Below are 23,093 nucleotides of genomic sequence, written 5' to 3'. Positions count from 1 at the left end.
CACCCGAACGGACACCGAACATGAACCAGATGCAGCACGGACCCCGCAATCCCTTTCTCGCCGATTCGTCCTATCCGGTGGCCCACGGTCGCAGCGACCAGCAGGACAACGTGCCGTGGCGCGGCCCCGAGGGGCCGACCGAGGTGCTCGACGAGGCGGTCGACCTCCAGTACGCCTGGCTCGGTCCGTGTCACTTCGGCGGACTCATCTCCGGGGTCTATCCCGACGGCGGTCGCACCATCTGGAGCAACGGGCGCCAGAACATCGTCAAGCTCGACTACGACACGCTCGAGATCCTCGCCGATCACGTCATCGTGGGCGGCGAGGGGAAGAGCCCCCAGTCAGAGCTCGAGGACAACCTCCGCGGTCTCGACGAAAAGGACGGCTGGGCGGCGATCGAACACGCCGTCGAGCTGTCGATGCGGTACATGACGGGCCTCGATGGCGTCTACGCACTCCTCGACCGTGACCACACGCTCTTCCTCGGGCGAAAGGACCACGCGGTCGCCTATGTCGAAACCGATCCGAACGACCGTCGCTCGGAGATCGTCGAGCGAGATCGTTGGTACAAGCCCGCTCACATCACCGGCGCCTTCGTCGGCATGAACATCACCTTCGACGGCCGCCTCGTGATGTCGACCGACCGCGGCTGGGTGGTCGTGCTCGCCCGTGACTTCAGCGAGTACCACGCCATCCAGGTGGCGGGAGGGGCCGAGGAGGCCGAGGCGTACTGCACGAAGATGGAGGAGGCCGGACGGGCCGGCTACGGGTGGATGCGCACGAGCATGTGTGTCGACGAGGACAACGGGATCTACTGCTCGTCGAACGACCACCACCACAAGCTGCGGTGGACGGGAACCGAGCTCACCGACGACGAGGCGCACGGGTGCTGGACGGTTCCCTATCGCAACGGCGGTGGTACCGGCTCGGGAACCACCCCGTCGCTCATGGGTTTCGGTCCCGACGAGGACCGATTCGTGGTGTTCGGCGACGGCGACGCCGTCGTCAACATCACCCTCGCCTGGCGCGACGACATCCCCGACGACTGGGAGCAGCTCCCCGACGCGCCGCACCGACGGATCGCCGGGATCGGTCCCGCCAACATGGGAGACCCCGACCTGCCGACCATCCAGACCGAGCAGTCGATCACCGTCTCGGGCTATGGCGCGATGACCGTCAACAACGAACCGGCCACGATCCCCGAAGGGTTCCCGGCCCAGGGCGTTCGCATGCTCTGCTTCATGCTCGGCCACAAGCCGGAGTTCACCCCCCACGGGATGCACAAGTACGCGTGGGACCCGATCGCCCGGGAATTGCGTGAGGCGTGGGTCAACCACGAGATCTCGTCACCCAACTCTGTCCCCTTCGTCGCTGAGGAGAGCGGCCTCGTCTACACCTGCGGAGCGCGTGACGGGAAATGGACCATCGAGGCTGCGGACTGGGAGACGGGTGAGACCGCGTTCCACTACGTGCTCGGCGGTTCGAAGTTCAACACCCTCGGTGCGGGTGTGACCGTCGACGACGACGGCCACCTGCTCTTCGGTTCGATGTACGGCAAGACCCGCATCCTGCGTGGACCAGGGATGCTCAAAGCGACGTCAGCGCGGGGGTGATCAGTCGGCCGTCGTTCGTGACCACGACGAAGTCCAATCGCATCGCCTCGCCGACGAGCGCCGACGGCAGCATCGCCAGGAAACCCGGCCCGTTCTCGGTGGGATAGACCTTCGAACCGGTGACGATCGTGCCGTCGACCGCGACGAGGACTTCCGCCGCGTCGAGCGTGGCCTCGACCCGTCCCTGCACCAACGCGGGCGGCGGATCCGTCGGCGCGGTGGTCAGGGCATTCAGGGACCAGACCTGCACGCGACCGGCCGCCTCGGTCGACAGCTCGTCGAGCGGGACACCGATCAGATCGTCGTTGTCGAGCAGTTCGAGGAGGGCGTCGAGCTCCCCGTCGCCCTCCTGCCAGGGACGGATCCAGCGATCCGCGGCGGTGGGGAAGTCGGCCTCGCCGTCGTAGTGCAGCGCCTCGCTCAGACGGCGGTTGTCGTCGGGTCCCTCGATCGCGAACGTGTACTTGTCGGTGCCGCGACGTTCGATCGCCGCGCTCCCCGGCGCGCTGCCGTCGATGTCCCAGTCGATCGTGGTGCCGGTCAGGTCGGCGATCAACGGCAAGAGGTCGATCGCCATGAGGTTCTCGTCGCTGACGATCGCTTCGCCGGGGCCGGGTGGCTTGACGAAGAGCGGAGCGAACGCCGTGCCGGGTCGTCCTGGGCCGGAGATGTCGCGGTTCTCGGTGCCGATCTCGAACGAGACACCGTGGTCGGCCACCACGACGAGGGCGGTGTCGTCGTAGAGCCCGTTGGCCTCGAGACGGGCGATCAGCTCGCCGAGCAGGGCGTCGGTGTACTGGACCTGGAGGAGATGGCGAGCCTCGTTGACCGCACTGAGCCACTCGACGGTGTTGAGCTCGCCCAGCTCGCTCCCTCGGGGCACGGTCGCGTAGAGGGTGCCGTCGGCGTAGAACTCCCACGGGACGTGGGGGAGCAGCAGGTGGAGGAACCACAGGGTCGGGTTCGGACTGGGCTCGAGGACGTCGAGGAACCGGCTGAAGCGGGTCGGCCACTGCTCGAGATACCCCGGTTCGAAGATGCCGAGTTCCTTGAACGGGATCGCCTCGGGCGGCTCGGCATCGACCTGTTCGCGAAAGTCGTCGAGCGCCTCCTGTCCGACGGTGCGGGGCCCGCGGAGCCGTTCCGTCCACAGATCGATCAGCTGCGAGAGCGCGTGGTCGGGGGCCGGCGGCTCGACTTCCTCACCGCTGGGGCCCTCCTCGGAGCAGGTGGAGACGCCGCACATGCGGGTGAACGCCTCGTGCACGGTGAGGTGATGGGTCGGGGCGAGGAGCGAGAAGAGGTTGTCGGGGTAGTTGGTCCACACCGGCGAACGCAGGCGGGGCTCCCGGCCCGTGAGCATGGTCGGAAACGCGGTGCGCGTCGTTCCGCTCTGGGCTGCATAGTTGCGGTACCACGTGGAGTCGGCGGCGAGCGCAGCGAAGTTGGGAAAGCGAGCGGCGTCGATGTTGCCGTCGGCGTCGAGGAGTGAGCGGGTGGGAAGCTCGTCGAGGACCAGGACGACCAGCGACGGCGTGTCGCCCACGAACTCGGCCCGCTCGGCATCGTCGAGCGGGCGGAGCAGGTCGCTCGATTCGCTGGCGAACAGGAACAACCCCAGCGCCAGGAACGGCAGGATCGCCGTGTAGCGCAACCATTCGGCCACGACACCGGCTCGGAGCACTGCGGCGACGACGAGTGCGACGGCGAGCACGCCGCCGGCGAGGGCGACGAGGTCGCCCCCGATGTCGCGCCCGATCCAGACCCCCGCGACGAACGCGAGCGCGGCGGCGACGCCGCGATAGATCCACTGCCCGAGCGTGGCGTGGATCCGGTGCGCGACGGCGACGAGCGCGCTGATCGACAACGGGGGCACGAAGGCGATGCCGACGGCGAGCAGCACGATCTCCAGGCGGCCGGTCCGGGCGAACACGAACAGGGTCGGGTTCGAACCGGCGAGCGACAGGAGTGGCTGCGTGATCGCGAAGCCGGTCAGGCCCAGCACGACGAATGGCCACCCCGACGGCAGGGCGCGTCGGTCGGTGGCGACGTCGGCGGTCACCGCGGGCGCAGGTGGAACAGCACGCGCGTGCCGCCGGGCAACTCCTGCCGGTCGATGACGGTGAACCGGTCGTCGACCTGCCCCTCGATGGCGGCGAGCGTGTAGGCATCGTGGGTGCCGGCGCGCTTGTGGCGCATCAGGGTCTTCACCATCGGATCGTTCTCGGTCGGGATCTCGAGGACGACCTCGCCGCCCAGTGCGGCGAAGTTGTCGAGGATGGCCGACGTCGGGACGTTGTGGGTGAGGGCCAGGTGATGGATCACCGCGAGGGCGAGCACGAGATCGGGCTGTGATCGGGCCGGCAGCGCCGGTCGCTCCGTGCCGTTCCAACCGATGCCCGGTGACGGGTCGGCGAAGTTCATGTACATCGGCACGATGCCCGTCGTGCCGTCGGCCCGCAGCTCCCGGTACAGACGATCGACGACGAGGTCGTCGGCATCCATCGCCAGGACCGTCGTTGCGTGCTCGGCCGCGATACGGCTGAACATGCCGTCGTTCGCGCCGATGTCCCAGACCTGATCGCGTGGGGTCAGTGCGGCCACCGAACGGACGAAGTCGGCCTTCAGCAACAGTTCCTTCGACTGGTAGTGACCCCGTTGGGAGTAGTCGCCCCATGTCGACTCGGACCGGTCCCAGACGAGTCCCTCGACCAGCGCGATGAGCCGGTCGATCGTCGCGACGTAGAGTTCCTTCTTGTAGCCGGCCTTCTTCATCTCGGTCACGGTGTCGGCCGAGCCGTCGGTGAAACGGGCATCGGCCTTGGCGTGGAGCCAGACGTGGGTGAGAAACCCCTTGTGCCCGGCGCGGCGGCCCTCGAGCACCCGGCGGGCCTGCTCCGGGGTGATGCCGTCGACGGCGCCGCGCATCCAGGGCTGATGGGGGAGGTCCTTGTAGGCCGTGAACATCAGTGGGAACAGGAACATCTGGCAGAACTGCCGATAGCCCCACCAGGCCTCGCCGGTCCGGTACGGCTCGAACGACGGCACGTCGATGAACACCGGGCGGGCACCGACGAACTGCACGTTGTAGGAGGTCGCGTCCTTGGTCGTGATGTCGTCGTCGATCGCGGCCCGGACGAGGCGAAGCGTCAGCAGGGCTGCGTCCTGCAGCATCGAGAACGACCACTCGTGGGGGTAGGTGACGACGGGGATGCGGTCGTGTTCGAGCACGGTTGACCACTCGCGGCCGTCGGGGCTCGGTCCCTCGACCTCGCGGGTCCCGACGATCGATCCGTCGGCGAGCGCGTCCCGGAAGAAGCGGGACGCGGCCACGGTCTCGTAGTCGGCCGCCGCGGTCGTGTCGAGGCCCCGCCGGACATGGTCGCCATCGCGCCAGACGCGCGACGACGGATCTCGGAAGGAGCCGGCGTCGTAGGTCGGGTTCGGGTGATCGCGGCCGGGCGGGGGTCCCGCTGCGGTCACTGCGTCGGTTCGTCGAGGACGGTGGGCTCTTCGTCGAGCACCGGCTCGTCGGTCGAGCGCTTCTTCAGCCGTAGCTTCGCCATCATCGTCTTGGCCGCAACGCCGGCACCCGCGGCGCCTGCAGCAACCGCGCCGATGATCGCGCTGCCAGAGGCTGGGTCCAGATAGGCATTGATCATCATCGCACCCCTGTGTTGAGTGAACGGAACTCTACCAACAGGTGAAGCCTGGGAAGTGGGCGCGGTCAGCCGAGTTGCGCGGCGAATCCTTCGATGGTCCGTTCGATGTCGTCGGCCGTGACGTCGAGATGGGTGACGAGGCGGGCGCCGGCGGTGCCGTCGGGTCGGACCGAGAGCAGCGTGACGATGCCGGCATCGGCCAATCGGGTCCGCAGATCGGCCGGTGCGTCGTCGATCGAAACGAACACCATGTTGGTGTCGCAGGCGTGGACGGTGACGCCCGGGATCGTGCCGAGGCCTTCAGCCAGCCGAGCGGCGTTGGCATGATCGTCGGCGAGGCGTTCGACATGGTGCTCGAGCGCATGCAGGCCGGCCGCGGCGAGTACGCCGGCCTGCCGGAGGCCGCCGCCGAGCATCTTGCGCCAGTGCCGGGCCTCGGTGATGAAGTCGCTCGGACCGCTGAGCACCGATCCGACCGGTGCTCCGAGACCCTTCGACAGGCACAGCGACACGGAGTCGAACGGGGCGGCGAGTTCGGCTCCGGTGATCCCCAGAGCGACGACGGCGTTCCACATGCGGGCACCGTCGAGGTGCACCGACAGCCCGTGGGCTCGCCCGACCGACACGGCCTCGTCCATCCGATCGACGGATTGGACCTTGCCGTCCTTGGTGTTCTCCAGGCACAGCAGACGGCTGCGGGCGAAGTGGTCGTCGTCGGGCTTCACCGCCGCGGCGATCGCGACCGGATCGGGAAGCCCGTCGGCCGCCATCGGCACCGGCTGCGGTTGGATGCCGCCGAGCACGGCGCCCCCGCCGCCCTCCCATCGGTAGGTGTGGGCCATGTCGCCCACGATGTATTCGTCGCCCCGGCCACAGTGGGCCAGGAGCGCACAGAGGTTCGACTGGGTGCCGCTGGTGACGAAGACCGCCGCCTCCTTGCCGAGCCGTTCGGCGACAACGGCTTCGAGGCGGTGCACCGTGGGATCGTCGCCGAAGACGTCGTCGCCGACCTCGGCGTCGGCCATCGCCTTGCGGATGGCAGGAGTCGGCTGGGTCACGGTGTCGGAGCGGAGATCGATCACGGCGTGGAGTCCCTCCTCAGCGAGGAATCTGGTCGGCGTGCTGGACAGCGAAGGACGTGCCGGCGCGGTGGAAGTCGCGGTACCGCTCGAAGTGCCACTCGGGGTGGTCGCGGGAGAACTCGAGGAACACGGACTGCTCGCCGGAGATGCGCTCGGGTGACCAGCAGAAGTAGTCGTCGAACGCCAGGATCATGCCGTGCTTGAGGCGTGACTCGAGGAACTCGAAGACGGTCACCGCACTCGAGTACATGTTGCAGTCGATGAGGCAGATCGCGATGTCGGTCGGGTCCCCGTCGGTGCCGAGCGGTGGGAGGGTCGTGTCGAAGTAACCCTCGGTCGCCGTGTAGGCGTCGCGAGGGATTCCGTGACGTTCGCACGCCTCGTGGAAGTTGGCGACGCCGCCCCCGCCCATCGGGCCGCCGGGATTCCAGCCGGGGTGGTAGTCGCGATCGTCCTTGGCTTCCGGCAGCGGCTGGAACGAGTCGTAGGCCCACATGTGTCGGTCCGTGCGCCCGCTGAGGCACATGGCCCGGTAGGCCATGTGCATGGTGTTGCCGCCCCAGGAACCGAATTCGACATAGTCGCCGGAGATCGCGTTGATGTTCTGGTTGACCCATGCGTCGTAGAAAAACGCGAGGTAGCCCTCGAGGGTGCGCCGGACCGCGCGAGAGATCGGATCGAGGTCGTCGTCGAGATACATGCCGGCCGAGAGTACCGCCTCGCCGCGGCGGAGGTCGCGAGCAGATCGTGGGGTATGACGGCCCCGTGGGAGGTACCGTTTCCCGCGTGGAGATCGGCTGGCTCTGGCGGCGAGGTGGGATCGACCGGGGGCGTCGGCATGCGGTCGCGGCGCGGGTGTGCCTGTGCCTCGCCCTGGTCGCGTCCTCGACCGGATTCTTCGTCGTCGCGGACGACGTCCCGGCGTCGGCGCATGCTCCTCACGATCTCGTGACCGACCTCGCGTTCTCGGCCGACTTCGACATCTCGGGCCGGATCTTCGCCATCATCCGCGGTCGACTCATGCGTTCCGACGACGGCGGCATGAGCTGGCACGAGATCGTGCGCGGTCTCGGCGGGGAGACCCAGAAGCTCCGCGACATCGCGGTGTCGCCGGCCGACAGCGATGTCGTCTACACCACGTCGATCGACGGGGCCCTCCTGCGATCCGTCGACGGCGGCTCGTCGTGGGAGTTGCTTCCGGCTGCGGCCGGCGTCGAAGCGTCGTCGCTCATCCTGGCGCCCGACGACCCGAACGTGGTCTTCGCGTTCGGCCCCAACACGGCGGTGCTCGCTCGATCGGCCGACGCGGGTGAGACCTGGGAGCGGCCGACGCTCGACGGGGTCGAGATCGCGGTCGGGTCGGGCGTCGCCCTGCCCGACGGTCGCATGCTGGTCGGCGACAAGACGGGCCGGATCCTGCTGTCGACCGATGCGGGCGTCACCTGGGTCGAACAGGGTCGCGTCGATGGATTCCGACCGATTCGCGACCTGGCCGTGTCGACCGACCCCGCCGATCGCCCTGTCGTGTTCGCCGCGACCGGCGACCGCCGACTCCTCCGGTCCGACGACGAGGGCGCCACGTTCACCGAGATCGGCGAAGGGCTCCCCGACGAGCAGTTGATGAGCACGGCCGTCTCGACGAGCTTCGCCGACGACGACACCGTGTTCGTCTCGACGCGCGACAGCGGCGCGTACCGCTCGGTCGACGGCGGGAGGACCTTCGAGCCGCTGCACGAGGGCCTCACCCGCAGCCCACAGGCCGATGACGTCGAGAGTCCGCACTTCACGACCATCGCGACCGCGCCCGGTGAGTCGGGGATCGTTCTCCTTGCGGGCTTCGACGGCATGTTCCTCCTTCGCCAGGGTTCGGACACATGGGTGCCGGTGGAGACGCTCACCGGCTACATCGCCGGCCTGGCGCTCTCGCCGGCCTTCGCAGAAGACCGCAGCCTCGCAGTCTTCACCTACGTCAGGGGCGCGTTCGTATCCCGCGACGACGGCAGCACGTGGGAGCTGGCCAACGGCGGGCTCATCGACGATGCGGTCACGGAGGGGAACCGGTTCGCGCCGCTCCGTCGGCTCCACAACGTGCACTTCTCGCCGGGCTACGCCGAAGATCAGACGCTGTGGGGAGCGACATGGACGCGGTTCATCCGGTCGACCGACGGCGGTGTCAGTTGGGAGCAGATCCCGGTGGGCGACCCGCCCGAGGGAAGTCAGCTTCGGCAGTTCGTGCTCGCCGCGTCTCCCGACTACCTCGTCGATCGAACGATCTTCGCCGGCACTCGACAGGGAGAGTTCTTCATGTCCGAGCGCGGCGGCGACAGAGACAGCTGGGAACAGCTCTCGTCGTTCGAAACCCGGGTGCGTTCGATCGTTCCGAGTCCTGCCTTCGCCGATGACCGGACCATTTTCGTCGGCACCGTCGGCGGACTGGATCGCAGCACCGACGGGGGAAGAACCTGGACCGACACCGGCGTTCGCAACGAGGCCGAGGTGACGGGCCGGGAAATCGACTTCGGGATCCAGGTCGCCGTGTCGCCGGACTTCGCCAACGACGGGTTGGTGTACGCGGCGACCGACAGCGGTCTCTTCCGATCGTCGGATTTCGGTGAGACCTTCGCCGAAGTCAGGTCCGGTCCGCTCACGTCCGACGAGTTGATCGAGGCAGTGGCGTTCTCCCCGACGTTTGCCGACGACGGGTTGCTCCTGGTGAGTGTGCGCGCGGTCGGCCTGGTGCGCAGCACCGACGGCGGTGCGACCTTCGAGTCGACTGCTCCAGCCCTCGACGAGGCGAACCTCCTCATCGCCGACTACGCCAACCCGTCGTCGGCACCGATTCAGTTCTCGCCGACCTACGCCGTCGACGGGACCATCTACGCCTATGCGCAGCAGGCGCTGCTGCGGTCCACCAACCGCGGCGAGGATTGGGAAGTCGTCGACATTCCGTCGGTGGAGGAGGTGCTGGCCGCGCTGCCCCCGTTCGAACCGGCGGGCGACGATTCCCGGCTCGTCACCGACGAGCCGTCGGCCGAAGATCCTGACAGCGTCGACCCGGGTGTCGATGCCGAGGTGGACGAGGTGGACGAGGTGGACGACGTGGACGGCGGCTCCGAGGCAGACGATGTGGAGACCGCCACCACACCGGTCGACGACGATGCCGATGAGCGTTCGAACGTCTGGGGGGTGGCGGCGTTGGTCGCCGTGCTCCTCGTCATCGGCGGACTCGGGTTCATCGTGGTGCGTCGGAGCTATCCCGCATCGCCCTGACCCGCGTTGTTCGAGGGGAGGGTCAGGCCCGGGCGACGAGGTGGGCTTCGTGGCGACCGTTGGCACGCCACTGCTCGCTGTGGTGGACGACCTCGAGCCGGTCGACCAGGCCGGGGAGTTCGCCCGGTCGGAGCAGGAACGCGGCGCCCGGTTTGTCGTGACGCTCCAGATTGGTCGTCGTGGCGATGACGACGCCGAGCAGTCCGCCCGTCGTCAGCCGCTCGGTCATCGCCGCGAAGAGATCCCGTTGGAGATAGTTGGCGACGGTGATCACGTCCCACGGCCCGTCCGGGAGCGGCGCCGATTCGAGATCGACCTCGACGGTCGTGAGACGAACCCCCTGCTCCTCGGCGCGGGTGCGCGCCCGGGCGAGCCCCACATCGCTCACGTCGCAGACCATCACGTCGAGGCCGCGGCGGGCGAAGCCGACCGCATCGGCCGACCCGCCTCCGGCGATGTCGAGCAGCCGTCCTGATGGCGGGAGCCATGGTTCGAGCAGATCGACGAGTTTCGAGCCGTGGTCGGTGCCGACACCGGCGGTCGACCACTTCTCGTTCCAACGGTCGCGGTCGCCCGCGCCCATCAGCTCGCTCCGGCGTCGGCTTCGGGCTCGAGCTGGGCGGTGACCTCGATCTCGGTCGAGTCGGTCGCCGTCCCGGCTGTGACCGACTCGATCATGCCGGCCGCCTTGACGTCGTCGATGACGAGTTCGAGCAGATCGAGTTGGGCCTGCGTGGCCGCGAACGTGGCCGACACGACGAGCGTGCGCAGCTTGCGCTTCGCTTCGGACTTCTCGCGGCGGACCACGCTCAGGGCCTCGGTGGCGACGTCGCTCGGGCCTGGGCCGATTCCTCCGGCGGCAGCCCGGAGCGGATCGCTGTCGGGCCACTCGGCGGTGTGGACCGACCCGTCGTGCCACCAGTTCCAGACCTCTTCGGCCACGAAGGGAAGGAAGGGGGCGAAGAGACGCTGGAGCGTCGACAGTGCCATGCGCAGTGCGTGCTGGGCGGAGGCGGCGCGATCGTCGCCGTACTCGCCGTAGGCGCGGGCCTTGACGAGTTCGACATGGTTGTCGGTGAACCACCAGAAGAACGCTTCGGTGCGCTCGAGGGCGCGGGCGTAGTCGAATGCGTCGAAGGCCTTGGTTGCGTCGTCGACGAGGTCGGCGAGCTTGTCGAGCATCGACCGGTCGAGCGGTTCGGTGACGAGGGCGGGGTCGATCGCCGCGTCGCCGTCGCCGAACCCGAGCACGAACTTCGACGCGTTGAGGAGCTTGATCGACAGGCGGCGGCCGATCTTCATCTGGCCCTCGTCGAACGCGGTGTCGGTGCCGGGGCGACCCGACGAGGCCCAGTAGCGGACCGCGTCGGAGCCGTATTCCTCGAGCAACTCCGTGGGAACGACGACGTTGCCCTTCGACTTCGACATCTTCTTGCGGTCGGGGTCGAGGATCCATCCCGACAGCGTGGCGTTGCTCCACGGGGCGACGTCGGCGTCGAAGTGGGCCCGCACGACGGTGCTGAACAGCCAGGTGCGGATGATGTCGTGGGCCTGGGGGCGGACGTCCATCGGGAAGGTCGCTGCGTAGAGCTCGGGGTCGGTCTGCCAGCCACAGGCGATCTGTGGCGTGAGCGACGAGGTGGCCCAGGTGTCCATGATGTCGGGCTCGCCCATGAAGCCCATCGGCGCACCCCGCTGGTCCTCGGTGTAGCCCGGAGGGACATCGGTCGACGGGTCGATCGGGAGCTGATCGATGTTCGGGGTGATCGGTTCGTCCCAGGCCGGCTCGCCGGAGGCGTCGAGTGGGTACCAGAGCGGGATGGGCACGCCGAAGAAGCGCTGGCGGCTGATCAGCCAGTCGCCGTTGAGTCCCTCGATCCAGCTCGCGTAGCGGGTCTGCATGTAGGCGGGGACCCAGTTGATCTCGTCGCCCCGGGCGACGAGATCGGCACGGAGGTCGCTGTCGCGGCCGCCGTTGCGGATGTACCACTGGCGGCTGCTGACGATCTCGAGGGGCTTGTCGCCCTTCTCGAAGAACTTGACCGGGTGGGTGATGGGGCGGGGCTCGCCGTCCATGTCGCCCGACTCGGCGAAGATCTTTGCGATCTCCTCCTGGGCGTTCTTCGAGCGGAGGCCGGCCAGGCGGGCATACGCGGCCTTCCCCTGCTCGGTCTCGATCCACTCCGGGGTCTCCGCGGCGAACTTGCCGTCGCGGCCGATGACGGTGCGGACGGGCAGGTCGAGCTCGCGCCACCAGGTCACGTCGGTCGTGTCGCCGAACGTGCAGATCATGGCGATGCCCGTGCCCTTCTCCGGGTCGGCGAGTTCGTGGGCCCGGACGGGGACCTCGACACCGAAGACCGGCGACCTGACGGTGGCCGTGTCGAAGTAGCGCTGGTAGCGCTCGTCGTCGGGGTGGGCGACGAGGGCGACACAGGACGGGACGAGCTCGGGCCGCGTGGTGTCGATCCAGATGTCGGGATTGCCGTCGGTGCCCGCGAACTTGAGCTTGTGGTACGCCCCGGGCATCTCCTTGTCCTCGAGCTCGGCCTGGGCGACCGCGGTCTGGAAGGTGATGTCCCACAGGCTCGGCGCCTCGACCTGGTAGGCCTCGCCCCGTTCGAGGTTGCCGAGAAAGCCGAGCTGGCTGATGCGGCGGGAGTGGTCGTTGATCGTCTCGTAGGTCCGGGTCCAGTCGACCGACAGCCCGAGGCGGCGGAAGAGTGCCTCGAAGACCTTCTCGTCCTCGACGGCGAGGTCGTGGCACAGCTCGATGAAGTTGGGGCGACTGATCGAGATGGTCTGCCGCTTGGCGACGGCCTTCGGATCGCCGGCGTCGTCGGGCGTCGCGAAGTCGGGGTCGTAGGGGAGCGACGGGTCGCAGCGGACACCGAAGTAGTTCTGGACGCGGCGTTCGGTGGGCAGGCCGTTGTCGTCCCACCCCATCGGGTAGAAGACCTCTTTGCCGGCCATGCGTTGGTAGCGGGCGACGGTGTCGGTGTGGGTGTAGGAGAAGACGTGGCCGACGTGGAGCGAACCGGAGACGGTGGGCGGTGGTGTGTCGATCGAGAAGACCTCGTCGCGCGACTTCGACGCGTCGAAGTGGTAGATCCCGGACTCGTCCCATACCGCGTCCCACTTGTCCTCGAGGCCGGCGAGGTCGGGCTTTTCAGGGATGCGGGACGTGCTCATAGACCGCCGAGACTACCGCTGGCGACGCGTCCCCCCGTCCCCATTCCCCCCCCGCCACACCGGTGTCAGACACCCGCCACACGTGTAGCGGGTGTCTGACACCGGTGTGGCGGGTCAGGGGAGGGCGGCGAGGGCCCACAGCACGGGCATACCGACGAAGAGGCAGAGCGCGACGTTCTTCGTCTTCCATGAGATGAGGCCGACCACCACGATGGCGATGTGCCATTCGTCGAGACCGCGGATGTCGTCGCCGACGAAGAACAGGCTGTTGGCGGTGATCGCGGCGAGAACGGCCGGCGGGATCATCGACAGCATCGTCTGGACCCGGGGAGCGATGTCGCCGATGCGTCCGGCGAGGGCGATGAAGCTGATGCGGATCAGGTAGGTGCCGATGCCGGCCACGATGATCTGGACGGTCGGGCTCACGCGTCCGCCTCGATGGGATCTCGTCGCTCGGCGAGCACGGTGCCGACGGCGATGCCGGCTGCGGCACCGGCCATGATGTTGACGCCGTCGGGGAGCCATGTCGTGCCGATCGCGACCGCCGCGCCGGTGACTGCGGCAGCGATCTTCGGCCGATCGACGATGGTCGGCACCAGCAGCGCGGTGAACATGAGCGGCACGGCGAACCCGACCTGCCAGCCATCGGGGATGTCACCGCCGAGCAGCACCCCCACGGCGGTGCCGATCCACCACGGCATCACGAACCACGCGCCGGCGCCGAGGGTGAACCAGCGCTGGTAGCTCGGGTCCGGGTTCGTCTGGTACTCGACGATCGACAGGACGGCGGTCTGATCCGTGAGGAGGTATCCGAGACCGAAGCGCCAGGGCGGTGAGAAGCGGCGGAAGTCGGGAGCGAGCGACGCCGAGTAGAGCGAGAAGCGGAGGTTGATGACGAGCGCGGTCGCAACGGCGACGATCCACGTCGCCCCCTCGTCGATGAGCTCCACCAACGCGATCTGCGAGGCGCCGGCGAGGATGGCGACCGACGCGAAGATCGCGGGGATGTCGTCGATGCCGCGGTCGGCGGCGGTGGCGCCGTAGACGACGCCGAACGGACCGGCGATCAGTGAGAACGGGAAGATGCGGCGCACGCCCTCGGCCATCGCTGCACGTCGATCGGTCACCGGCGCAGTGTGTCAGCTGTGTCGTGACGCATCCGGACATTGATCCGCACAGAAGTCATGGACAACACAGGTTAAATACAAGTACGCTACAAGTTGTGTCCGAGTTCGAGCTGTTGGTCATCGCTGTTGCCGCCGTCCTGACCGCCGCGCTGACGGCGGTGGCCGGTGCGGGCGGTGGTGTCGTCCTCCTTGTGGTGATGCTCCAGTTCGTCGATCCGGTCGTGGCGATCCCGGCCCATGGCGTCGTGCAGCTCGTGTCGAACGGCACCCGCACCGTCACCATGCGCCACGACGCCGAGGTCGCCCTCCTGCGCTGGTACCTCCCGTTGCTGGTGCCGGCAACCGTGGTGGGCTACTTCATCGCCGACGAGATCCCTCGCGACGCCGGTCGTGCCGTCGTGGGTGTGTTCGCCCTCGTGGCCGTCTGGTGGCCGGCAGCGACGGCATGGCTGGCGCCGCGCGGCGGAGGAGTGCGACGCCTGAGTCTGGTGGGCGCGGTGGCCGGCCTCGTCAACCCGACGATCGGTGCGTCCGGCCCGCTCCTCGCGCCCGCGTTCCGCACCGTCACGACGGACCATGTCGGCTTCGTCGCCACGTTCTCCCTCGTGCAGTTCATCAATCATCTGGTGAAGGTCGCCGTCTTCGGAGTGGCGGGCTTCGTCTGGAGCGACCACCTCCCGATGATCACCGTCGCGAGCGTGGGGGTGATCATCGGGACCCGCGTCGGCGCTCGGTACATCCGCCGGTTCGACCCGGTGCTCCTCGGTCGCGTGTTCCAGGTCGCGGCGACGGCCGGCGCCGTTCGCCTGCTGGCAGGGCTTCTCTGAGGAGGGCTTCTCGTGTGCAGGATTCCTCGTGTGCAGGATGCCTGTGGGACCGATCAGAGGCCGTAGTGGGTCGTGATCCGTTCCCGGAGGTCGTCGGCGGAGAGCTCGCCGGTGTGGACCTCGAGGATCTCGCCGTCGGCCGAGACGAACGCGGTGGTGGGAAGCCCCATCGACTGGAGCGTCATCAGCGCGGACCCGTCGGCGTCCCAGACGATCTCGTAGCCGACGCCGGTCGATTCGACGATGCGGCGCCCGGCCTCGACGGTGGCGTCCTCGGACACGCCGAGGAAGTCGACCTCGCCGGCGACCTCGCCCGAGACGGCATCGAAGGCGGGCATCTCCCGAACGCACGGTGGGCACGACTCCGCGAAGAAGTTGAGCACGAGTGGTCGGCCGAGATAGGCGTGGAACTCGGTGGGTTCGCCGTCGAGCGTCTGCAGTGCGGAGTTCTCGAGCATCGTGGCGCCGGCCGCGTCGGTGCCGGCATCGTCACCGCATCCGGCGAGCACGAGCCCGCTGATCGCAAGGATGAGTAGTAGGGGCCGGCAACGCACGAGGGAGACCGTAGCGGCCCGGTCGGTGGGCGCAGGGGTCGGCGTCAGACGCTCGGAGCTGCGGGCTTGGCGGTGTGAGCGACGACCACGCGGTTGCCGCCCTGCGACTTCGCGTGGGCGAGGGCACCGGCAGCGCGCTGGAGGATCTCCTCGATCGTCCCGCCCGACGACGAACCGATGACGCCGATCGAGAGCGAGAACGTCGGGTCCGACGAACCCGTCTGGGCGAGCGTGAGTTCTTCACGCAGGCGTTCGAATGCTCGGGTGGCGTCGTCGGTGCGGGTGCGGGGCATCACGAAGAGGAACTCGTCGCCTCCGATGCGGCCGATGAGGTCGCCAGGTCGTATCGCCCGGCGGCTGACCCGGGCGACCAGCTGGAGGGCTCGGTCGCCGGCCTCGCGGCCTTCGATCTCGTTGAGTCGTCCGAAGCCGTCGATGTCGGCAACGGCGACGGTGAACGGCTGGCGTTCGCGCAGGAGGCGCAGGACGCGGTCCTGCATGGCCGACCGGTCGGGGAGACCCGTGACCTTGTCGGTGTCGTCAGGAGCCGTCGCCATCGCGGCCGAGGCACGCAGGATCGCGAGGCGGGCGCCGACCAGATTGGCGACGTCCTCGAGGAACTTCACGTCGCCGACCCCCGGCTGCTGCCCTTCGGGTCCGAGGCCGTAGAGCACGCCGAGCAGGCGGCCCATCACGTTCACCGGAATGGCGATGGCCGACATCGGCCGGTGAAGCCGGGAGAGGAGATGGCCGCACACATCGGGGCGGTCGGTGGTCTCGTAGACGAGCGTCGTGTTGGTGCCGGCGGCCAGCGAGTCCCACGGGGAAGTGCGCTGGCCCTCCTTGGTGGGATGGTCGCCGGTGGCGATCACGAGCTCGAGCACGGGGTCGATCGGGTCGACGAGGTGCAGCTCCATCGGTTGCATCGACAGGTGCTTGGTGAACGCGTCGCGGGTCGCGTCGATGGCGTCGGTCTCGGTCGGTGCCCGATCGAGCGCGGCGTCGAGCTCGCGCAGCACGGCCCGCTCCTGCTTTTCGTCGTGGAGCTCGCGCTTGGTGGCCGAGAGCCGTCGGTTGTTGACCCGCTCGCGGTCGCGGTGGCGGCGTACGAGCAGGAAGTAGGTGGCGATCGTGGTTGCTGCTGCGGCGATCATGGCCGGGACCGTGATGTAGACCATCGCGGTGACGGTGTCGACGTCGCCGACAATCAGCGCCGTGGCCGCCGAGGCGATCGCGACGGGGAGCGCGACGAACGCGGCGACCAGTGCGGTTCGGTCGCTCCATCGTGTGTCGTCTCGTCTCCGGCGTTTCACGTCGCTTCCTATCGAACGAACGGCCGCGAAGATGAGGGTCGTCACGCTGGAAACGGTCGCCGATGGACAGGATCTGTCAGTGGGGTTGCCAGAATGGCGCCACATCCGTACTCTCGGGGTTACCGGTGGGTAACCGACTCTCCGGACTTCGCGTCAGATCGTTTCGCACTCTCCCAGGAGGCCCCCCATGGCCGAGTTCTCCCTCGACCTCAACGAAGACCAACTGCAGCTGCAGAAGTGGATCCACGAGTTCGCCGTCGACGTCATCCGGCCTGCGGCCGAGGAGTGGGACGAGCGCGAAGAGTTCCCGTACCCGATCGTTCAGCAGGCCGCCGAGATCGGCCTCTACGGCTGGGAGTTCATGGCCGAGGGCATGATGGGTGACCCGACCGGTCTCACCATGCCGGTCGCCATCGAAGAACTGTTCTGGGGCGACGCCGGCATCGGCATGGCCATCATGGGCTCCGGGCTCGCCGCCGCCGGCATCGCCGCGTCGGGCACGCCCGAGCAGGTCATGGAGTGGGTGCCCCAGTGCTACGGCAGCCCCGAGAAGCTCGCCCTCGGCGCCTTCGCCGCGTCGGAACCCGACGCCGGCTCCGACGTCAACGGCTACCGCACCCGCGCCGTCTACGACGAGGCCAAGGACGAGTGGGTCCTCAACGGCACCAAGGCGTGGATCACCAACGGCGGCATCGCCGACATCCACGTGGTCGTCGGCGTGGTCGACCCCGAGCTCGGGTCGAAGGGCCACGCGAGCTTCATCGTGCCGCCCGGCACCAAGGGCCTGTCGATGGGTCAGAAGTACAAGAAGCACGGCATCCGTGCGTCGCACACCGCCGAGGTCGTGCTCGACGACGTCCGGGTCCCGGGCTCCTGCCTGCTCGGCGGCAAGGAGAAGCTCGACGAGCGCCTCGCCAGGGTCCGCCGCGGCGAGAAGGGCAACGCTCAGGCTGCGATGCAGACCTTCGAGGCGACCCGGCCGGCGGTCGGCGCCCAGGCCCTCGGCGTGGCCCGGGCCGCCTACGAGTACTCGCTCGAGTACGCCAAGGAACGTCACGCGTTCGGTCGGCCGATCATCATGAACCAGTCGATCGCGTTCATGCTCGCCGACATGGCGACCGAGATCGACGCCACCCGCCTGCTGATCCACCGTGCCGCGTGGATGGGCAAGAACGGCAAGTTCAAGAACGCCGAGGGCTCGATGGCCAAGATGAAGGCCGGCCGGGTGTCGGTGTGGGTCACCGAACGGGCGATCCAGATCCTCGGCGGCTACGGCTACACCCGTGAGTACCCCGTCGAGCGCTGGCACCGCGATGCCAAGATCCACGACATCTTCGAAGGCACCGAGCAGATCCAGCAGCTCGTGATCAGCCGGGCGATCTCGGGTCTGCGGATCGAGTAGTGCTGAGCTGGGGTCTTCTGGCCTCCGCGGGTCGTCCGGTTACAACGGTGACCAACGGTCAGCAGCGGCCACATCCTGTGGACAACTGATCCATCCCTATTGTCATCCCTACTCCTGTAGGGATGAACGCGCCCATGGTGGACGTCCATGGCCATCATCCTTGAGCGACGTCCCGGTGTCTGGGTGGTTCGCGGCTACACGGGTCGTGACCGTGAGGGGAACCCCACGCAGGTCTCCCGAACGGTCCGCGGCACCAAGCGCGACGCGCAACGCGTGGCCGCCGACCTGACGGTGAAGCCGGCACGCAACGCCGGTGGACGCAAGGTCGGCCAGCTCCTCGACGAGTGGCTCGAGATCAAGGCCCCCAGCTGGGCGCCGCTGACGGTCCGAGACCAGACGAGCCGTTCGGCGCTGATTCAGCGCGACCCGATCGCCTCGATGTCGGTCGCCTCCCTCGGTGTGTCCGACATCGATCGCTGGGTGGCTCGTCTGCGGAAGTCCGGCGCCGGTGAAGCATCGATCCGCAACCAGCACACAGTCTTGCGGGCCGCGCTCCAGCAGGCGGTCCGGTGGGAGTGGATCGCCACCAACCCGGCCTCGGCCGCGCCGATCGAGCAGCCGAAGCGTCAGCAGAAGGGGACGCTCACCAACGACGAGGTGCGGGCGCTGATTGAGGCCGCCGCCGAGGTCCACGAGATGGCCCCGCTCGCGTTCCGCCTCGCCGCCGAGACCGGAGCCCGCCGCGGTGAGCTGGCGGCGATGCGGTGGGAGAAGTTCGTCGACGAAAAGGTGGTGGTCGATGGCCAGATCATCGTCTCGACCGTCGACGGCGTCCGAGCTCCGAGGCTCCAGCCGACCAGACGGGCAGCCGCCGAGTCGTGACACTCAGCTCCTCGCTTGTCGAGATGGTGGGGGAGAAGGCGGATACGTACGCCGACGTGACCGAATGGCTGTTCACGCCCGACGCCGACCCGCCGAGCCCCGACCGCATCGGCTGGTGGTGGCGCCGCTCTCGCGAGCTTGCCGGCATCGACGACCGCTGGCGCCTCCACGACCTCCGCCACTGGTCTGCAACCCAGTCGATCGCCTCCGGCCAAGACGTCCGCACCGTCGCCCACCGCCTCGGCCACGCGGACCCCGCGATGACGCTGCGGGTCTACGCCCACGCCGTCGAACGCGCCGACGAAGCACTCGCCCAGATTCTCGGCGAGGCTCTGGACTGATGGCGGAGATCGAGAAGTTCGACTTCAAGGCCGACTATCAGGTGATTGTCGACCCAGAGTTCCCGGGAGACGGCAACTGGCGGTGCCCGGTCTTCGGGTATGACCGAGATGGGGCGGTGGTCGATCAGTTCGAGTCGCGGTGGGGTACTCCGCTCGTCCTCGAGGTCGAGCCAATGAACGGTCAGCGTTGGGTCGGGATGTTCGAGGCCAGTGGGCTCGGGGGTACGACCGGCGTGTTCGCCACCCCGGACCCGGCGCGGCTCTGTGCTGTCGTCGACGGGCTGGCCTACGTGATCAACGCCGCGGACCCCGCTGATGTCGCGGCGGTCAAGTGGCAAGTCCATTAGATTGCAGCGGTGGACGATGCTCCTGTCCTGCTGCTCGTGAGCGGCATCGACATCGCTGCCCTCGGTACTTCAGGGACCTTGTGGAAATCGCTGAGACTTGCTCTCGATGACTTGATGGTCCGAAGCGCCGCAGGGAACGTCGTTGCTTGCTCGCTCTACAGCCTGGATGGCGAGTCGGCGTTGACGCTCGATGCGACGACCGGCCGACAGTTGAGCGTCCCGCAACAGTCTTGGCCGGGTGGCTGAAGTGGCGCGCGAGCTGGATCGTGAAGCGCTGCTTTCCCACTTCGACGATCGCACACTGCCGGACGGGTGCATCGAGCCAACCGACCTGGCCGGTTGGCGTCGGGTGCTCGACTTGCTTCGTGAGAGCAGCTGGCACGTCGAGGATCTCCCTGCCGTCAACGTCGATCTCGCCGTCCTGTTCCGCAGCGACGCCGAGCGGACGACCATCAAGGTCTTCGTCGGGCGCCATCGGGTGCAGGTCAATGTCTTCCCGCTCGAGCCGACCTCCATTGATTTCGACTTCGCGACCGCCGAGATGCACGATCAGGATGCCGTCGATCAACTTGCACTCTTCGTCCGATCGGCTGCGACAGCCGCCGGCGGGGACTGCGAGCTCTCGGCCGAGGGTTCCGAGACCGATGTTGTCGCTCGCTACGGCCGTGACCTGAACACCTTCGGGGTGCTTGGCGATGGTGAGGGCCTGCTGGCCGACACGGTCTGGAATCGCGCTGCGCTCGGGGGTGGGAGCGAACGGATGGGCGCGGGTGATCAAGCGCTGTCGTCTGCGCTCCTTGCTCATGGCCTGATCTCGAACGGAGGTGTCGCTCATGCTGCGTTCGATGCAATGAGCGCCTCCGAGATTGATGCGTCGATTGCTGGCTTCCGGTACCTCGGGTTGAACCGGGCGGCATCCGTGCTTGCGTCGGCTCAGGCCCACTCGTGGTCGGATTCTGAGGAGATTCTGGATCGGCTCGATGTCTCGTACGGGTACGCAATCCCAAGCGACGAGCAAATCGCTGCCGCGGCTGCTCTCCGGAACTCGACCTCGGTCGACGCGTTCACGCCGTAGGCGCCGTCTGTGGCTGCGAGACTGGCCGCATGGGCAGCGACTTGAGTGCAGAGGACATCTCGGCGATCGCCGACCGATTGGCATCGGCAACCGCCGGGCCATGGCAGGCCTTCGTCGAAGGGCGTGATCCATGTCGCAGGCGACGATTTCATCCGAACTGGAGGTCTCGACAGCGACTCGCCCGACATGTACGTCTCGCTGGCAACGGAGGGTGGCGTGCGATCCGCCGGGGGCCAGGACCTCGACTTCATTGCGCACGCTCGACAGGACATCGGTCGGCTCCTTGGTGCGCTCGATGAAGGGGCCTCTGCCTCCGAACGACACCCGGATGGGACAGACGCTGATGCCGAGCGCGGTGCCGGTCGAGTAGCGCTTTGGCTGGACCCGGCAGACCTGGAGTGGCTTGCCGCTCACTGCGCATGCCCCGAGGATGCCGAGCCCGCAACAACCGAGCGCTGTGCTCGGCTCCGTTTTCGTGCGAGCACCGCGCTCCACAAGGCAGGGCTTCGCGACGCAGTGTCTCAGGTTTTTCCGGTCGAAAGAAGCGCCAGTGGACCAGACGGTCTCCCGTCACGTTGCGCGGCTGGCCGCGAGCAACAATCTCGAAGTAGACGGCTCCGGTTTGCGCCGACGGGCGATACTGGAGGTATGTCCGTCCGGGTCGAGGTGCAACCAGAGCTCCTGGAGTGGGCCCGCGCTCGGTCGGGCATCGACGATGAGGCCTGGGCCACGCGGTTCCCCCGCTACGAACACTGGCTCGCCGGCGACCGAGCGCCGACACTGAAGCAACTCGAAGAGTTCGCCCGCAAGACGTACACCCCGGTCGGGTACTTCTTCCTCGACGCCGCGCCGCATGAGGAAGTCCCGATCCCGGACTTCCGCACGGTGGGGGATCGGCCCACACCTGAGGTCGTATCTGCGGATCTGCTCGACACGCTGTACGTCTGCCAGGCCCGCCAGGAGTGGTACCGGGACAGCCAGCTACTCAATGGCGAGCAACCGCTTCCGTTCATCGGCACCGCCACGACCGCAGTCGATCCCGCGGTGACCGCTGGCCAGATGCGAGACGTTCTTGACTGGACAGCCGAGACCTGCACTCGGCTCGGCAGTTGGAACGCAGCGCTCACAAAGCTGCGCGAAAACGCTGAGGCCGCCGGCGTGCTGGTGATGATCTCCGGAATTGTCGGCTCCAACACGCACCGCAAGCTCGACCCCGAGGAGTTCCGGGGTTTCGCTCTCACCGATGAGTACGCAGCCCTCGTGTTCATCAATGGCGCGGATTCCAAGGCCGCTCAGGTGTTCACGCTCGCCCACGAGCTTGCTCACTTATGGCTGGGGTCGACCGCACTCTCCGACGTCGATCCAGAGTCCACACGAACCTTCGACGAAGAGCGCTGGTGCAACCAGGTGGCCGCTGAGCTGCTCGTGCCGATGGATGAGTTTCGCGAAGTCTTCGATGGACGCAGCGATCTTCGAGAACAGCTCCAGCCTTTGGCCGAGCGGTTCCGCGTTTCGACTCAGGTGATCCTCGCCCGCATGCGCGAGGCCGGCGCGCTCACCTGGGATCAGTTCATGGCGGAGCTTCGGGTCGAGCGGCAGCGGATCGCCGAGATCGTGGCCGAGAAGGGGAGTGGCGGGAACTACTACAACACCAAGCCCGTGCAGGTCGGTAAGCGCTTCGCGAGGGAGTTGATCGCAAGCACCGTCGAGGGCCGCACTCCATACACCGAGGCCTTTCGTCTGCTCGGTGTGAAGAAGACGTCGACCTTCGAGGGGCTCGGAGAGCAACTAGGGGTCCTGTAGTGGCGTACCTCCTCGACTCCGACGTCTTCATCAGGGCCAAGAATGACCACTACGGCTTCGACTTCTGCCCTGGCTTCTGGGACTGGCTCGAACGAGCCAACGCCGCTGGCGTCGTGCACAGTGTCGAAGCCGTCTACGACGAACTGGCGGTCGGTGCCGACGACCTTGCCCAATGGGTGAAGGACCACCGCTCGTTCTTCCTTCCGCTGACCGCCGACGAGATCCCGTCCGTCGCGGCCGTGAACCGGTGGGCCAACGATTCGCTCAACTACGAACCCGCAGCGAAGAGCGAGTTTGCGTCCGCCGCTGACTCGTTCCTCATCGGCCATGCCGTCGCGGGTGGGCACACCGTCGTCACCCATGAGGTGATCAGCGACGGTCGCCGTCGGATCAAGATCCCGAATGCCGCAGCGGAGAATGGCGTCCGGCACATGAACCCGTTCCAGATGCTCCGGGCCGAAGGCGCCCGGTTCGTGCTCAGCCGGTGAACTCGTCCGTTAGGACCGCCGCGATCTGGGCGGAAAGCAGCTGGGGAGCCAGCGATGAGCGCTGACGAAGTGCAACGACTTCTCGATGAGGTCTTCGACCAGGCGATCGTCTACC

22 protein-coding genes are annotated in these 23,093 nt (G+C 67.7%); 11 read left to right on the top strand and 11 right to left on the bottom strand.

Annotated features, from left to right (window positions below; translation table 11 throughout):
* Positions 1-29: 29 nt before the first annotated feature.
* Positions 30-1,613 (top strand): hypothetical protein, encoded by a 1,584-nt coding sequence (locus tag R2707_10320; GenBank protein MEZ5245481.1) that lies wholly within the window; start codon positions 30-32, stop codon positions 1,611-1,613.
* Here R2707_10320 and R2707_10315 read toward each other — a convergent pair.
* From R2707_10315 to R2707_10295, 5 genes are all read right to left on the bottom strand, one after another.
* Positions 1,588-3,675: a sulfatase-like hydrolase/transferase gene (locus R2707_10315; protein MEZ5245480.1), complete on the bottom strand. Its 2,088-nt coding sequence runs from the start codon at positions 3,673-3,675 to the stop codon at positions 1,588-1,590. The two genes, R2707_10320 and R2707_10315, sit on opposite strands and share 26 nt — an antisense overlap.
* Positions 3,672-5,096 (bottom strand): hypothetical protein, encoded by a 1,425-nt coding sequence (locus tag R2707_10310; protein ID MEZ5245479.1) that lies wholly within the window; start codon positions 5,094-5,096, stop codon positions 3,672-3,674. Before R2707_10310 ends, R2707_10315 begins: the two co-directional genes overlap by 4 nt.
* Entirely contained in the window at positions 5,093-5,278 is a 186-nt protein-coding gene (locus R2707_10305) for a hypothetical protein (protein ID MEZ5245478.1), read from the bottom strand. Before R2707_10305 ends, R2707_10310 begins: the two co-directional genes overlap by 4 nt.
* Before the next feature lie 62 nt (positions 5,279-5,340).
* Positions 5,341-6,357, bottom strand: a complete 1,017-nt coding sequence (gene ltaE / locus R2707_10300) for a low-specificity L-threonine aldolase (GenBank protein MEZ5245477.1) — start codon at positions 6,355-6,357, stop codon at positions 5,341-5,343.
* Positions 6,358-6,373: 16 nt separating this feature from the next.
* A complete protein-coding gene (locus R2707_10295) occupies positions 6,374-7,057 on the bottom strand; it encodes a TylF/MycF/NovP-related O-methyltransferase (GenBank protein ID MEZ5245476.1) in 684 nt (227 codons plus the stop codon).
* Between the two features lie 86 nt (positions 7,058-7,143).
* Between R2707_10295 and R2707_10290 the strand changes: the two genes are divergently transcribed.
* Positions 7,144-9,627 (top strand): hypothetical protein, encoded by a 2,484-nt coding sequence (locus R2707_10290; protein MEZ5245475.1) that lies wholly within the window; start codon positions 7,144-7,146, stop codon positions 9,625-9,627.
* 22 nt (positions 9,628-9,649) lie between these two features.
* Here the strand turns inward: R2707_10290 and R2707_10285 are convergent, their stop codons facing one another.
* The 4 genes from R2707_10285 to R2707_10270 all read right to left on the bottom strand — a co-directional run bounded on the left by R2707_10285 (position 9,650) and on the right by R2707_10270 (position 13,946).
* Positions 9,650-10,210, bottom strand: coding sequence for a class I SAM-dependent methyltransferase (locus R2707_10285; GenBank protein MEZ5245474.1), 561 nt, complete (start codon positions 10,208-10,210; stop codon positions 9,650-9,652).
* A complete protein-coding gene (valS, locus tag R2707_10280; GenBank protein MEZ5245473.1) occupies positions 10,210-12,819 on the bottom strand; it encodes a valine--tRNA ligase in 2,610 nt (869 codons plus the stop codon). Before valS ends, R2707_10285 begins: the two co-directional genes overlap by 1 nt.
* 114 nt (positions 12,820-12,933) lie before the next feature.
* Entirely contained in the window at positions 12,934-13,245 is a 312-nt protein-coding gene (locus R2707_10275) for an AzlD domain-containing protein (GenBank protein MEZ5245472.1), read from the bottom strand.
* Positions 13,242-13,946, bottom strand: a complete 705-nt coding sequence (locus tag R2707_10270; protein MEZ5245471.1) for an AzlC family ABC transporter permease — start codon at positions 13,944-13,946, stop codon at positions 13,242-13,244. The genes R2707_10275 and R2707_10270 overlap by 4 nt, the downstream gene beginning before the upstream one ends.
* 95 nt (positions 13,947-14,041) lie before the next feature.
* On the opposite strand from R2707_10270, the gene R2707_10265 reads away from it, so the two are divergent.
* The gene (locus R2707_10265; protein ID MEZ5245470.1) at positions 14,042-14,773 is read left to right on the top strand and encodes a sulfite exporter TauE/SafE family protein; all 732 of its coding nucleotides are present in this window, start codon (positions 14,042-14,044) and stop codon (positions 14,771-14,773) included.
* A gap of 53 nt (positions 14,774-14,826) precedes the next feature.
* Here R2707_10265 and R2707_10260 read toward each other — a convergent pair whose 3' ends face one another.
* Positions 14,827-15,327: a TlpA disulfide reductase family protein gene (locus R2707_10260; protein MEZ5245469.1), complete on the bottom strand. Its 501-nt coding sequence runs from the start codon at positions 15,325-15,327 to the stop codon at positions 14,827-14,829.
* A 44-nt stretch (positions 15,328-15,371) separates the two neighbouring features.
* Positions 15,372-16,640, bottom strand: a complete 1,269-nt coding sequence (locus R2707_10255; GenBank protein ID MEZ5245468.1) for a sensor domain-containing diguanylate cyclase — start codon at positions 16,638-16,640, stop codon at positions 15,372-15,374.
* Between the two features lie 187 nt (positions 16,641-16,827).
* On the opposite strand from R2707_10255, the gene R2707_10250 reads away from it, so the two are divergent.
* From R2707_10250 to R2707_10215, 8 genes are all read left to right on the top strand, one after another.
* Positions 16,828-18,042, top strand: coding sequence for an acyl-CoA dehydrogenase family protein (locus tag R2707_10250; protein MEZ5245467.1), 1,215 nt, complete (start codon positions 16,828-16,830; stop codon positions 18,040-18,042).
* A 147-nt stretch (positions 18,043-18,189) separates the two neighbouring features.
* Positions 18,190-18,924, top strand: coding sequence for a hypothetical protein (locus R2707_10245; protein MEZ5245466.1), 735 nt, complete (start codon positions 18,190-18,192; stop codon positions 18,922-18,924).
* Positions 18,921-19,265: a tyrosine-type recombinase/integrase gene (locus R2707_10240; protein MEZ5245465.1), complete on the top strand. Its 345-nt coding sequence runs from the start codon at positions 18,921-18,923 to the stop codon at positions 19,263-19,265. The genes R2707_10245 and R2707_10240 overlap by 4 nt, the downstream gene beginning before the upstream one ends.
* A complete protein-coding gene (locus R2707_10235; GenBank protein ID MEZ5245464.1) occupies positions 19,265-19,612 on the top strand; it encodes a hypothetical protein in 348 nt (115 codons plus the stop codon). The genes R2707_10240 and R2707_10235 overlap by 1 nt, the downstream gene beginning before the upstream one ends.
* A 9-nt stretch (positions 19,613-19,621) precedes the next feature.
* The gene (locus R2707_10230) at positions 19,622-19,858 is read left to right on the top strand and encodes a hypothetical protein (GenBank protein MEZ5245463.1); all 237 of its coding nucleotides are present in this window, start codon (positions 19,622-19,624) and stop codon (positions 19,856-19,858) included.
* On the top strand, positions 19,851-20,687 hold the full coding sequence (locus R2707_10225) for a hypothetical protein (protein ID MEZ5245462.1): 837 nt from the start codon (positions 19,851-19,853) through the stop codon (positions 20,685-20,687). Before R2707_10230 ends, R2707_10225 begins: the two co-directional genes overlap by 8 nt.
* A 648-nt stretch (positions 20,688-21,335) precedes the next feature.
* Complete coding sequence (locus R2707_10220) at positions 21,336-22,490, top strand: ImmA/IrrE family metallo-endopeptidase (GenBank protein MEZ5245461.1); 1,155 nt, start codon at positions 21,336-21,338, stop codon at positions 22,488-22,490.
* Complete coding sequence (locus R2707_10215) at positions 22,490-22,978, top strand: DUF4411 family protein (protein MEZ5245460.1); 489 nt, start codon at positions 22,490-22,492, stop codon at positions 22,976-22,978. Before R2707_10220 ends, R2707_10215 begins: the two co-directional genes overlap by 1 nt.
* Positions 22,979-23,093 lie beyond the last annotated feature (115 nt).

The sequence above is a fragment of the Acidimicrobiales bacterium genome, assembly GCA_041394245.1.
Classification (GTDB): domain Bacteria; phylum Actinomycetota; class Acidimicrobiia; order Acidimicrobiales; family Aldehydirespiratoraceae; genus JAJRXC01.
This window is presented reverse-complemented; position numbering and strand designations above follow the sequence as displayed.